General features: G+C 65.1%; 10 protein-coding genes and 1 pseudogene. 7 read left to right on the top strand and 4 right to left on the bottom strand.

Annotated elements, in window-relative coordinates; genetic code table 11:
* Positions 1 to 18: 18 nt before the first annotated feature.
* From yidC to rpmH, 4 genes are read right to left on the bottom strand one after another with little or no spacing between them, the layout of a single operon-like run.
* Complete coding sequence (yidC, locus tag ABZW74_RS09045; RefSeq protein ID WP_240855508.1) at positions 19 to 1,200, bottom strand: membrane protein insertase YidC; 1,182 nt, start codon at positions 1,198 to 1,200, stop codon at positions 19 to 21.
* A gap of 3 nt (positions 1,201 to 1,203) precedes the next feature.
* Complete coding sequence (yidD, locus tag ABZW74_RS09040; protein WP_355275714.1) at positions 1,204 to 1,557, bottom strand: membrane protein insertion efficiency factor YidD; 354 nt, start codon at positions 1,555 to 1,557, stop codon at positions 1,204 to 1,206.
* Positions 1,554 to 1,955 carry a ribonuclease P protein component gene (rnpA, locus tag ABZW74_RS09035; RefSeq protein ID WP_355275712.1) on the bottom strand — a complete coding sequence of 134 codons (402 nt, stop codon included), beginning with the start codon at positions 1,953 to 1,955 and terminating at the stop codon, positions 1,554 to 1,556. Before rnpA ends, yidD begins: the two co-directional genes overlap by 4 nt.
* 50 nt (positions 1,956 to 2,005) lie before the next feature.
* Positions 2,006 to 2,149, bottom strand: coding sequence for a 50S ribosomal protein L34 (rpmH, locus tag ABZW74_RS09030; RefSeq protein ID WP_006337454.1), 144 nt, complete (start codon positions 2,147 to 2,149; stop codon positions 2,006 to 2,008).
* Between the two features lie 580 nt (positions 2,150 to 2,729).
* Between rpmH and dnaA the strand changes: the two genes are divergently transcribed.
* The 7 genes and pseudogenes from dnaA to ABZW74_RS08995 all read left to right on the top strand — a co-directional run.
* A complete protein-coding gene (dnaA, locus tag ABZW74_RS09025; RefSeq protein WP_240855517.1) occupies positions 2,730 to 4,361 on the top strand; it encodes a chromosomal replication initiator protein DnaA in 1,632 nt (543 codons plus the stop codon).
* Positions 4,362 to 4,951: 590 nt separating this feature from the next.
* Complete coding sequence (gene dnaN, locus ABZW74_RS09020) at positions 4,952 to 6,118, top strand: DNA polymerase III subunit beta (RefSeq protein ID WP_240855521.1); 1,167 nt, start codon at positions 4,952 to 4,954, stop codon at positions 6,116 to 6,118.
* A 31-nt stretch (positions 6,119 to 6,149) separates the two neighbouring features.
* Positions 6,150 to 7,340 (top strand): DNA replication/repair protein RecF, encoded by a 1,191-nt coding sequence (gene recF / locus ABZW74_RS09015; protein ID WP_355275709.1) that lies wholly within the window; start codon positions 6,150 to 6,152, stop codon positions 7,338 to 7,340.
* A complete protein-coding gene (locus ABZW74_RS09010; protein WP_240855525.1) occupies positions 7,333 to 7,881 on the top strand; it encodes a DUF721 family protein in 549 nt (182 codons plus the stop codon). Before recF ends, ABZW74_RS09010 begins: the two co-directional genes overlap by 8 nt.
* A gap of 307 nt (positions 7,882 to 8,188) precedes the next feature.
* Positions 8,189 to 10,249, top strand: a complete 2,061-nt coding sequence (gene gyrB / locus ABZW74_RS09005; protein ID WP_240855526.1) for a DNA topoisomerase (ATP-hydrolyzing) subunit B — start codon at positions 8,189 to 8,191, stop codon at positions 10,247 to 10,249.
* 98 nt (positions 10,250 to 10,347) lie between these two features.
* Positions 10,348 to 12,831, top strand: a complete 2,484-nt coding sequence (gene gyrA, locus ABZW74_RS09000) for a DNA gyrase subunit A (RefSeq protein WP_355275706.1) — start codon at positions 10,348 to 10,350, stop codon at positions 12,829 to 12,831.
* A gap of 108 nt (positions 12,832 to 12,939) precedes the next feature.
* Positions 12,940 to 13,185, top strand: a pseudogene (locus tag ABZW74_RS08995) (hypothetical protein); the annotation flags it as partial.

The raw sequence follows: 13,185 nt of genomic DNA, 5'->3' as shown, positions 1-13,185 counted from the left end.
GTTGCTCGAGATCGAGCGTCATCTTCGGCCACCGCGGCGGCCACCACGATTGGTGGCCTTCTTCCCCCCGCGATTACCTGAGTTCTGCTTCTTCGATCCAGGACTGGAACCCGAACCGGAACGCTGCCCCGGGCGCGCCGGTTTCTGTCCGGGCTTGGGTTTGGCGCCTGCCTCGGTCGGGGCAGTGGTCGCGTCGTCGCCCTTATCGGTCTCGGCTGCGGCAGCATCCGTCCCCGACGGTGTGTCGGACGCGTCGGTCTCGTCCGACGTCGACGCCTGGCCCTTCTTCATCCGAACCGGCTTCGCGCCCGGCTTGGGGGAGTTGGCCTTCAGCTTCTCCTGCTTCGCGAGCTTCGCTTCCTCTTCTTCCTTGGCGATACGTCCGAAGACGAGGTGCTGCTGCCCGTAGGTCCAGATGTTGTTGCTCATCCAGTAGAGGAGGATCGCGACGGGGAAGAACGGACCCGTGACCAGGATGCCCAGCGGGAAGATGTAGAGCGCGAGCATGTTCATCATGCGCGTCTGCGGGTTCTCGAGCGCGGCCTCGGGCTGGCGGGCCACCGATGCGCGGGAGTTCATGTGGGTGGCGATCGACGCGATGATCATCATCGGAATGACGACGACCGCGATGTGCGCACGAGTGAAGTCGATCGTTCCGAAGGCCGGCCATTCGGTGACCGGCTGGGTGATGAACGACGAGAGCGGCACACCGAACAGGCGGGCGTCGAGGAAGTTCTGCACCTGCTCGACACTGAAGAAGTAGTTCGGGGTGTTGCGCGTCTCCTCGACCGACATACCGAGCTGACCCATGCCGGTCGCCGTGCGGTTGAACGACCGCAGCACGTGGAACAGACCGATGAACACGGGAATCTGCAGGAGCATCGGCAGGCAGCCGAGCAACGGGTTGAACCCGTGCTCCTTCTGCAGCTTCTGCATCTCCTCGGTCATCTTGACCCGATCCTTGGCGTACTTCTTTCGAATCGCCTGCAGCTCCGGATTGATCTCCTGCATCTTCTTCGTCGTGCGGATCTGCTTGACGAAGGGCTTGTACAGGATCGCGCGAAGGGTGAACACCAGGAAGACCACCGACAGCGCCCACGCGATGCCGTCGCCGCCGGGAGTGTTCGGGGTGATGTGGTCGAACAGCCAATGCCAGACCCACATGATCCCGGAGACGGGGTAGTAGATGAAGTTGAGCACGGGTTAGTTGCCCCTCACTTCCGTCGGTGGTCTACGCCAGCGGAACCCGTGTTCGGGTACCGGGTCGTAACCAGGTTTGTGCCAAGGTCCACATTTGAGGAGTCGAACGATCGACAACCAGCCGCCATAGAAGAAGCCGTGGGTTTCGAGGGCTTCGACCGCGTACCCCGAACAGGTCGGCTCAAACCGGCACGTCGGCAGACGCAGCGGCGAGACCCAGGTGCGGTAGAGCTCGATCAGGAAGATCAGTGCCCGGCGGGGGAGGAGCTTGGTCGTTGTCCACAGCCGCCCCGTTGTCGTGGGAGAAGCCGCCGTCGTCGGAGGAGTCTGCATGCTCTGGTCCACAGTGTCCGTCATGGCCGATCACCGAGCCGGGCAAGTCGCGGATGCGTGAACGCTCCCTCGAGTTGTTCGGCCAGCTCGATGCTGCTACGGCCCGCAGCGCTGCGGTGAGCACGAACAACCACGAAGGTCTCCGGTGACGGACACGATTGCATGGTCTCGGCGAAGGCAGCACGCAGACGACGCGCGACGGCGTGCCGGGTCACCGCCGGGCCCACAGCTTTGCTCACGATCAGTCCCAACCAGGGTCCACCGGTCATCGCGACGTCGGATCGGACGTTGCGAGGATCGGGCCACATGGTCGGGACGGGCGATGCGTGCACCACCAGATCGCGCGACGAAACCCGCACGCCGTTTCGCAGCGTGCGAGAAAAGTCGGATCTCCGGGAGATCCGATGGCGAGGCGCAGTCATCGATCAGCGGAGACCGAGGCGGTGGCACCGACTCGGTCATCGGTCGACGATCAGGCCGTGAGCTTCGCGCGGCCCTTGCTTCGACGGCCGTTGACGATCGCGCGGCCGGCGCGAGTGCGCATGCGCAGCCGGAATCCATGCACGCGCGCACGACGACGGTTGTTCGGCTGGAAGGTCCGCTTGCCCTTGGCCACGGTGACTCCTTGTGCTCCGTGCGTGGGTGCCCGCCTCGCGTGCGAACCCACGGCTTTCTGGTTGGTCGGTTGATCCGGGAGCGGTGCCGAACTCGTGTCGGTGGTATCAGTCGGTTGACCTCGACGGAACCTGGTAAAGCTCCGCGCGGTCACCGCGCAAATCCGCAACCTGGATGACCAGTCGAGAGTACTGAGAGTGGCGCCTCAAATCAAACGAGGGTCCCGACGCCGACCGGGCAATCGCAGACCCTGTGATGAAGCCGACACGAGGTCGCCCGGGCCGGAGTCACCCAGCGCCATCCGCACCCCGACGCCCAGTGTTCTCCGTTGTCGCGAAGTGTTGTCCTTCTCGTGATCGAAAGCTTCGGATTCTGTTGTGACGGCAGCCACTGCTCTGTAACCTTCACCGAAGTGGTCGCCCGCGTCGACCATGGAACTTGGCCGCGAAGCGATGCTTCCGGTATCTTCATCCCTTCTGTACACAGATGTGGATAACTGTGTGGACAACTCGGCTCTATCGCAACGCAACGCCATCCTTGCCGGAGAACGCTGGTAGTTTTCCCGGGCAGGAGGGCCCCACGTGACTTCAGACCGCGACACATTTGGCGAGGTGTGGCAGCAGGTCGTCGCCGAGTTGAACGACGACGATGCCGCCGCACCCGACCACGAACCGCTCACCAGGCAGCAGAAGGCCTGGTTGTCGTTGGTCCGCCCGCTCACCCTGGCCGAAGGCTTCGCGCTGTTGACGGTGCCCACGCCACTGGTCCAAGAGCAGATCGAACGGAACCTCCGCGACACCATTCGATCCACCCTCAGCAAACACCTCGGGCAGCCGGTGGACCTCGGCGTTCGCATCGCCACGCCACGCGCGGAGGACACCCGCGCGGAGAACGGCTCCGACGTCGATGCCCGCGCAGACATCAACCGCGGTCCGGTGTCAGCTCCTTCTGCGTCAGCTCCTTCTGCGTCGGGTCCTTCTGCGTCGGGTCCTTCTGCGTCGGGCACGGCATTCGACGACGGGCTCCCCGGTGAGTCGATGGCGGGTCGTCCGCGGCCTGGTTTGGCCGACAACGCGTTCCGCTCACCTGGCGGCGAAGCCTCCGGCGACCGCCCGCGACCTGATTCCGGGGACTGGACCGCCTATTTCGCGGAACGTCCGACCACCGCACCGGCGGTGCCGAGCGCCAACCTCAACCCGAAGTACACCTTCGACACCTTCGTCATCGGCGCGTCCAACCGGTTTGCCCATGCATCGGCGGTTGCGGTGTCCGAGGCCCCGGCCCGGGCATACAACCCGCTGTTCATCTGGGGGGAATCGGGGCTCGGCAAGACTCACCTGCTGCATGCTGCCGGCCACTACGCTCAGCGCCTCTTCCCGGGTATGCGGGTCAAGTACGTCTCCACCGAAGAGTTCACCAACGACTTCATCAACTCGCTGCGTGACGACCGTCGGGTCGCGTTCAAACGCCGCTACCGCGATGTCGATGTCCTTCTCGTCGACGACATCCAGTTCCTGATCGGCAAAGAAGGTATCCAGGAAGAGTTCTTCCACACCTTCAACACGCTGCACAACGCGAGCAAACAGATCGTCATCTCCTCCGATCGACCGCCCAAACAGCTTGCGACACTTGAAGATCGACTCCGCACGCGATTCGAGTGGGGCCTGATCACCGATGTCCAGCCACCCGATCTCGAGACCCGCATCGCGATCTTGCGCAAGAAGGCACAGATGGACAACATCGCGGTGCCCGACGACGTCCTCGAACTCATCGCCTCCAAGATCGAGCGCAACATCCGCGAACTCGAGGGTGCGCTCATCCGCGTCACCGCCTACGCGTCGCTCAACAACGCCGAGCTCGACATGTCGCTCGCCGACGTCGTCCTGCAGGCGCTGCTGCCCAACTCCGGCACCCTGGAGGTCAGCGCGGCCAGCATCCTGGTGATCACGGCCGAGTACTTCGACATCTCCGTCGACGAACTCCGCGGACCCGGCAAGACGCGTTCGTTGGCCCAAGCGCGGCAGATCTCGATGTATCTGTGCCGTGAGCTCACCGACCTGTCGCTACCCAAAATCGGCGAGACCTTCGACCGCGACCACACCACCGTCATGTACGCCGAACGCAAGATCCGCAAGGAGATGGCCGAGCGGCGCAAGGTGTACGACCACGTCCAGGAGCTCACCGCGCGCATCAAACAGCGCGCCTCCTCCTGACGATTCGACCGCCGCGGCCACCGAGATAGCTCCGTCCAGACCCCTCGGGAATCTGTACCTGGGAGACCGGTCAAGTGCACTGTGCGTCTCGTGAGGTCAGGGCGTACAGATTCCCTATGGCGATCGTGGAACCAACCCTCAACCATCACGACAAGGTTGAGGTTCTCGTCGTCGATGCGGCGACTCACAATCCCACTGAGTATGTTCATCACCAGCTGTGGATGAGTCTTGGGATAACCGTCGGTAACTTGTGTACGCAAGGTGCACGGAATACGAACAACCTTGGTACTCCACATACCTCGGCGTAACCGTGCACGGATCGTCCACCGGACATCCACATCGCCAGAGGCGCTCGGACAGGGCTGATTCCCCGGTTGTGCACAGATTCCACAGCACCTATTACTGAGATGGATCCCTCTCTAGAGAACTTCTTTTGTAAGAAGGACTGTGCACAGTGTCAGTGCCGAAACCGACAGCCTCGCTCGGCTCGCATCCACGCAAAGCGCCTCGACTTGCACCCAACAGCCCACTCCGGCGCGGTGGCGTTCTACAGTGGGGATCCCCGAACGAGAGAAGGGCTGTTTCCCAGCATGAAGTTTCGTGTCGCGCGTGACGAGTTCGCAGATTCCGTTGCCTGGGTCGCCCGTAGCCTGCCTTCTCGACCGCCGGTACCGGTGCTCGGCTGTGTGGTCCTCGACGTCGACAACGGCCTGACCGTCTCGGGATTCGACTACGAGGTCTCGGCCCAGGAGTCCATCGCCGCCGAGGTCGCCGAACCCGGCAAGGTCCTCGTCTCGGGCCGACTCCTCGCCGAGATCACCAAGGCGCTGCCCAACAAGCCGGTCGATGTGACCCTCGACGGTTCCCGCGTGGCCATCGCGTGCGGGAGCGCCAAGTTCTCGCTGCCGACGATGCCTGTGGAGGACTACCCACAGCTGCCCGACCTGCCCGCGGTCACGGGCACCATCCCCACCCAGCTGTTCGCCGAGGCGATCTCGCAGGTCGCCGTCGCGGCCGGGCGTGATGACACGCTGCCGATGCTGACCGGTGTGCGCGTGGAGATCGAAGGCTCCGGCGTGGTGCTCGCCGCCACCGACCGATTCCGTCTGGCTGTCCGCGAATTGCAGTGGGAGCCCACGGATCCGGACACCACCGGGGCGGTTCTGGTACCCGCCAAGACGCTTTCGGAGAGCGCCAAGACCGCCGGCGCCGAGGGCACCGGTGTGGTGTCGCTGGCATTCGGTGCGGGCTCGGCGATCGGCTCCGACGGCATCCTCGGCATCCTCGGTGAGTCCAAGCGCACCACCACCCGATTGCTCGACGCCGAGTTCCCCAAGTTCCGTCAGTTGCTGCCCGCAAGTCACACGGCGGTTGCCACCATCGACAGCGCGCCGCTCATCGAGGCGATCCGACGCGTCGCGCTGGTCGCCGAGCGTGGCGCCCAGGTGCGCCTGGAATTCGCCGAGGGATCCGTGCTCCTCACGGCCGGTGGCGACGAAGCCGGCAAGGCCGAGGAGGAGTTGGCTGTGCAGTTCAGCGGCGAACCCTTGACGATCGCCTTCAACCCGGGATACCTGCTGGACGGCTTGTCGGCCATCAACGCCGACACGGTCGATTTCGGATTCACGACGCCGAGCCGGCCCGCTGTCCTGCGTCCGGCGAGTGGTGACGAACCGGTGGCCGACGAGTCGGGTGCCTTCCCGGCGCCGGCGAGCGCGTTCACGTACCTGCTCATGCCGGTCCGCCTTCCGGGCTGACCCGCGCGCCCGCGCCCGTCGAGAAGCTGCCGTGTTCGTTCGTGAGCTGCACCTTCGCGACTTCCGGTCGTGGCAGTCTGCCGACATCGAGCTGCGTGCCGAGCCGACCATTTTCACCGGGCGCAATGGTTTCGGTAAGACCAACATCCTGGAAGCGCTCTACTATCTGGCGACGCTCCGGTCCCATCGGGTGTCCAGCGATGCGCCGCTCGTCCACACTGGAAAGCAATCGGCGCTGGTCACGGCGACCGTCGAGAACAGTGGACGCGAACTCACCGCGCAACTGCGGATCAACGCCGAAGGTGCCAACAAGGCGTCGATCAACGGTGGTCCGGCACGTCGCGCCCGCGAGGTCGTCGGGATTCTGCGCGCCGTGCTGTTCGCGCCCGAGGACCTGTCGCTGGTGCGTGGGGAACCGACCGATCGTCGACGCTTCGTCGACGAACTGGTCGCGCAGAAGGGCCCGCTCCATGTTGCGGCCCGCTCCGACTACGACCGCGTACTGCGCCAGCGGTCCGCCCTGCTGAAGACCGCGGGGGCCGCGATGCGACGCGGGGGCAGCGACGCCGAATCGGTGCTGAGCACACTGGACGTCTGGGACGGTCAGCTCGCCGAGCACGGAGCGGTGGTCACGGCGGCACGCATCGACATCCTCGAAGCCCTGCGCCCGCATTTCATCGAGGCGTACGGGTCGATCGCCCCGCACTCGCGTCCGGCAGACCTGGCCTACCTCCCCACGGCGGGAGCAGATCTGCTGCCGCCGGCAGGTGAGTCGGCCGACGTGGAGCACATTCGTCAGTCACTTCTTGACCGGTTGGCCGATCTGCGGTCCAAGGAGATCGATCGTGGCGTCTGCCTGGTGGGTCCGCATCGTGACGACGTCGGCGTGATTCTTGGTGACGAGATCGCGAAAGGCTTTGCCAGCCATGGTGAATCGTGGTCGCTCGCATTGTCGCTGCGGCTCGCGTCGGTGGCCCTTGCGCGTGCCGAGGGCGTCGAGCCGGTGATCATGCTCGACGACGTCTTCGCCGAACTCGACGCGGCGCGGCGTCGTAAACTGGCGGAGTTCACCGCCGACGCCGAACAGTTGTTGGTGACCGCTGCCGTGGCGGAGGACATCCCGTCGGGCATCGGTGGCCGACGCGTCGCCATCGAAGTCGTCGCCGACGAGGAAGGCCGACGGTCGGTGCTGGCGACAGGGGAGGAGGCGACCGGTGACTGACGAAGACGACGCCGGTACGCCCGAGAACCTGGGCGGATACGAACGCGCGCGCCGCGCCCTGGAAGAGGCCCGGGCGGCGGCGAGGGCTGCGGGAAAGTCGGTCGGACATGGCCGGGCGTCCCCGGTTCGACGTCCGACCAGCGGAAAGAGCAAGCGCCGACGCTGGTCGGGGTCGGGACCCGACGGCCGGGATCCGCAGCCGCTTGGCCGGCTCGCCGGTGGTCTCGCCCGCGAGCGTGGGTGGCAGCCCAAGATCGGTGAAGGCACGCTCTTCGGCATGTGGGAGCAGATCGTCGGTGCCGACGTTGCGGCGCATGCACAGCCGGTTGCTCTGCGCGACAACGTCTTACACGTTCAGGCCGAGTCCACCGCGTGGGCCACCCAGCTGCGTTACGTGCAGGCTCAGATCCTGGCGAAGATCGCCGCGGCCATCGGCGACGGGATGGTCACCTCGCTGCGGATCACCGGTCCCAAGGGGCCGTCGTGGCGAAAAGGGGAGCGGCACGTCCCCGGTCGCGGACCCCGCGACACCTACGGGTGACAACGGTCTCCAGAACGAGGTTTTGTCCCCAGGCCACGATCGAACCGGCAACTATCCAAAAAAATTCGCCAGCGAACGCGTCAGCGGCCCCGGATGCGGGTTCCTGGTCGGGTTAGGCAGTACACTGGTGATGTTGTCCCGACAGGGGTGGGAGCACGACCATCACATGTGGCGGTCGCGGGCCAGACGAGGCCTGCGACGAACCTGACTTGTGTCCACACCGATGGTAGTCGTCCCACCACGTCGACGGAACGACGACGCACGTCTGATGGCGTCGTCCAGAGCAGAACAGGAGCGGACGCACCTCGTGGCCGACAGTAACGACACCGCAGGATCCAAGGGTCGCAAGACAAAGAAGTCCGGCGAGTACAGCGCCGATTCGATCAGCATCCTCGAAGGCCTCGAAGCCGTCCGCAAACGACCGGGCATGTACATCGGCTCCACCGGTGAGCGCGGTCTGCACCATCTGATCTGGGAGGTCGTCGACAACTCGGTCGACGAGGCGATGGCCGGTTACGCCTCCAAGGTCGAGGTCACGCTGCTCGAGGACGGTGGCGTCGAGGTCGTCGACGACGGCCGCGGCATCCCCACCGACATGCACGCGACCGGCGTCCCGACGGTCGAGGTCGTCATGACCCAGCTGCACGCGGGCGGCAAGTTCGACTCGGACGCCTACGCGGTGTCCGGCGGTCTGCACGGCGTCGGCATCTCCGTGGTGAACGCTCTGTCCACCAAGGTGGAGCTCGAGATCAACTACGGCGGCTTTCACTGGGAGCAGACCTACGATCACGCCAAGCCCGAGGCGCTGCAGAAGGGCGACCCCACCCGAAAGACCGGCACCACGGTGCGGTTCTGGCCGGACGCCGACATCTTCGAGACCACAGTGTTCAGCGCGGAGACGGTCGCGCGTCGCCTGCAGGAGATGGCCTTCCTCAACAAGGGCCTCACCATCACGCTGACCGACAAGCGCCCGCACGTCGTCGACACCCCCGGGGACGCCAACGGTGACACCCCGCCCGCGGACACCGCGGAGACCGTCAAGTCCGAGGAAGAGAAGAAGACCGCGGCCGCCAAGCCGAAGACGCGGACCTATCACTACCCCGACGGCCTGGTCGACTACATCAAGCACCTCAATCGCACCAAGCAACCGATCCACACCTCGGTCATCGGCTTCACCGCCAAGGGCACCGGGCACGAGGTGGAGATCGCGATGCAGTGGAACGCCGGCTACTCCGAGTCGGTGCACACCTTTGCCAACACGATCAACACCCATGAGGGCGGCACCCATGAGGAAGGTTTCCGCGCGGCGCTGACCAGCACGGTCAACAAGTACGCCGTCGACAAGAAGCTGCTCAAGGAGAAGGACGGCAAACTCACCGGCGACGACATCCGCGAGGGACTCGCGGCGGTCATCTCGGTGAAGGTCGGCGACCCGCAGTTCGAGGGCCAGACCAAGACGAAGCTCGGCAACACCGAGGTCAAGGGCTTTGTGCAGAAGACGTGCAACGAGCACCTGGCGCATTGGTTCGAGTCCAATCCGGCCGAGGCCAAGATCATCATCCGCAAGGCCGTCGACTCCGCGCAGGCCCGCATGGCGGCGCGTAAGGCGCGAGAGTTGGTGCGGCGCAAGACCGCAACCGACATCGGCGGTCTGCCCGGCAAGCTCGCCGACTGCCGCAGCAACGATCCGTCCAAGTGTGAGGTCTACATCGTGGAGGGTGACTCCGCGGGTGGCTCGGCCAAGTCGGGCCGGGATTCGATGTACCAGGCGATCCTGCCGTTGCGCGGCAAGATCATCAACGTCGAGAAGGCACGTATCGACCGGGTGCTCAAGAACACCGAGGTCCAGTCGATCATCACCGCGTTCGGTACGGGCATCCATGACGAGTTCGACATCGCCAAGCTGCGCTATCACAAGATCGTGCTCATGGCCGACGCCGACGTTGACGGACAACACATTTCGACGCTGCTGCTGACGCTGCTGTTCCGTTTCATGCGCCCGCTCATCGAGCACGGTCACGTTTATCTGGCACAGCCGCCGCTGTACAAACTGAAGTGGCAGAAAGCCGAACCGGAGTTCGCCTACTCCGACCGCGAGCGCGATGGCCTGCTCGAAGAGGGTCGGGCCGCCGGCAAGAAGATCAACGCCGACGACGGCATCCAGCGCTACAAGGGCCTCGGCGAGATGAACGCCAAGGAACTGTGGGAGACCACGATGGATCCGGAGGTCCGCGTCCTGCGTCAGGTGACGCTCGACGACGCGGCCGCTGCCGACGAACTCTTCTCCATCCTGATGGGCGAGGATGTCGCCGCCCGCCGCAGCTTCATCGCCCGCAACGCGAAAGATGTTCGCTTCCTTGATGTCTGACGCCTCCCCATCGCAGGCTCACATGCGAACCGCCGCACTCCGCTGGTTGAGGTGCGAGCGAAGCGAGCCTCGAAACCACCCGGCAGAAAGAATGAGCAATGACTGACACCACGCTCCCGCCCGCCGGCGGTGAAGGCGATCGCGTCGAACCGGTCGATCTCGGCCAGGAGATGCAGAAGAGCTACATCGATTACGCCATGAGCGTGATCGTCGGGCGCGCGCTGCCCGAGGTGCGCGACGGCCTCAAGCCGGTGCACCGTCGCCTGCTCTACGCGTCCTACGACGCCGGGTTCCGCCCCGACCGCAGCTACGTGAAATCGGCGAAACCCGTTGCGGAGACGATGGGTAACTACCATCCGCACGGCGACACGGCGATCTATGACGCGCTGGTGCGCATGGCTCAGCCATGGTCGATGCGCTACCCGCTCATCGACGGCCAGGGCAACTTCGGTTCGCGCGGCAACGACGGCGCAGCCGCGATGCGTTACACCGAAGCGCGTCTGACGCCGCTGGCGATGGAGATGTTGCGTGACATCGACAAGGAGACAGTCGATCTCACGCCCAACTACGACGGCAAGACCGAGGAGCCGACGGTTCTGCCGGCGCGCATCCCGAACCTGCTGATCAACGGATCCGGCGGCATCGCCGTCGGCATGGCCACCAACATCCCGCCGCACAACCTGACCGAGGTCGCCGACGCGGTGTTCTGGGCGCTCGAGCATCCCGACGCGGACGACGAGACGTTGCTCAACGCCTGCATGGAATCAATCAAGGGACCCGATTTCCCTACGGCCGCACTGATTGTCGGCAGCCAGGGCATCCGCGACGCCTATACAACCGGGCGCGGCAGCATCCGGATGCGGTCGGTGGTCGACATCGAGGAGAACAAGGGCACCACCACTCTCGTCGTCACCGAACTGCCGTACCAGGTCAACCCCGACAACCTGATCCAGTCGATCGCCGAGCAGGTGAACGAAGGAAAACTCAAGGGCATCAGCCGAATCGAGGATCAGTCCTCGGATCGTGTCGGCATGCGGATCGTCGTCACCCTGCGCCGCGACGCGGTCGCCAAGGTGGTGCTCAACAACCTGTACAAGCACAGCCAGCTGCAGACCAGCTTCGGTGCCAACATGCTGTCCATCGTCGACGGTGTGCCGCGCACGCTGCGTCTCGACCAGATGATCCGTTACTACGTCGAGCACCAGATCGACGTCATCGTGCGTCGCACGCGGTACCTGCTGCGCAAGGCCGAGGAGCGCGCACACATCCTGCGTGGTCTGGTGAAAGCCCTTGACGCCCTTGACGAAGTGATCGCGTTGATCCGCGCGTCGGCCAACACCGAGGCCGCTCGCACCGGCCTGATGGGTCTGCTGGAGATCGACGAGATCCAGGCCGACGCCATCCTGGCGATGCAGTTGCGTCGCCTCTCGGCGTTGGAGCGGCAGAAGATCATCGACGAACTCGCCGAGATCGAGCGCGAGATCGCCGACCTCAAGGACATCCTCGACAAGCCCGAGCGTCAGCGCGCGATCGTGCGCGACGAGCTCAAGGAGGTCGTCGAGAAGTACGGCGACGAGCGTCGTACCCAGATCATCGCGGCCGACGGCGACGTGTCCGACGAGGATCTGATCGCCCGCGAGGACGTCGTCGTCACCATCACCGAGACCGGCTACGCCAAGCGCACCAAGACCGACCTGTATCGCAGTCAGCGTCGGGGCGGCAAAGGTGTGCAGGGTGCCGGCCTCAAGCAGGACGACATCGTCAAGCACTTCTTCGTGTCGTCGACGCACGACTGGATTCTGTTCTTCACCACGAAGGGCCGCGTCTACCGAGCCAAGGCGTACGAGTTGCCCGAGGCCAACCGCACCGCACGCGGCCAGCACGTGGCGAACCTGCTGGCCTTCCAGCCGGAAGAGCGCATCGCGCAGGTCATCCAGATCAAGACCTACAACGACGCCCCGTACCTGGTGCTCGCGACGCGCAACGGTCTGGTGAAGAAGTCGCGGCTCGAGGACTTCGACTCCAACCGGTCGGGCGGCATCGCGGCGATCAACCTGCGCGGCGAGGACGAACTCGTCGGTGCGCAGCTGTGCAGCGCCGACGACGACCTGCTGCTCGTATCGCAGAAGGGGCAGTCGATCCGGTTCCACGCCGACGACGAGGCGCTGCGTCCGATGGGTCGCCAGACCTCCGGCGTGCAGGGCATGCGGTTCAACGCCGACGACACCCTGCTGAGCCTGAACGTGGTCCGCGAGGGCACGTATCTGCTGGTCGCGACGTCGGGCGGCTACGCCAAGCGCACCGGCATGGACGACTACCCGGTCCAGGGACGCGGCGGCAAGGGCGTGCTGACCATCGCGCACGACCGCAGGCGCGGCGAGCTGATCGGCGCACTCATCGTCGACGACGACTCCGAGCTGTATGCGATCACCTCCGGTGGGGGCGTCATCCGCACGGGTGCCAAGCAGGTGCGCAAGGCCGGACGTCAGACCAAGGGTGTGCGGCTGATGAACCTCGACGAGGGCACCACCGTCATCGCCATCGCACGCAACGCCGACGAGCCCGACGAACCGACCGAGTAGCTGACAGCGGCGGCGGTAACGCGGATGTGACCTCGACTACCGTTAGGCTGGGAACGACGTGCTGCCGACAACACGGTGACCAGAAGACGCCGAGCGAGGGAATTGCGAGTGAGCACACCGAACAATCGGGACAAGGACAACGGTGGTCCCAACGCTGGGGGTCAGCCGGGCACAGGCACGCCGACGGGCGGTCTGGTCCCGCCCTGGCAGCGGGGCCAGACGGACAGCCGTGACCAGGTGGATCCGGGCGTCACGCAGGAGATCGAGCGGCCGACCCGGGACACCGTCGTAGGTCCTAATGGGCAGGGTGCGCCAACCGGGCCGAGCGGCCCGCCGCCGAACGGACAAGGCGGC

Source organism: Gordonia sp. NPDC003585, from assembly GCF_040610755.1.
In the GTDB taxonomy this organism is placed as follows: domain Bacteria; phylum Actinomycetota; class Actinomycetes; order Mycobacteriales; family Mycobacteriaceae; genus Gordonia.
Note: the sequence above shows the minus strand (reverse complement) of the source record. Positions and strands in the feature narration are given on the sequence as shown.

Excerpts from the sequence above, each read along its gene's own strand:
- gyrA (WP_355275706.1), top strand. The coding sequence starts at position 10,348 with ATGACTGACACCACGCTCCCGCCCGCCGGCGGTGAAGGCGATCGCGTC.
- yidD (WP_355275714.1), bottom strand. The coding sequence starts at position 1,557 with ATGACGGACACTGTGGACCAGAGCATGCAGACTCCTCCGACGACGGCG.
- rnpA (WP_355275712.1), bottom strand. The coding sequence starts at position 1,955 with ATGACTGCGCCTCGCCATCGGATCTCCCGGAGATCCGACTTTTCTCGC.
- dnaN (WP_240855521.1), top strand. The coding sequence starts at position 4,952 with ATGAAGTTTCGTGTCGCGCGTGACGAGTTCGCAGATTCCGTTGCCTGG.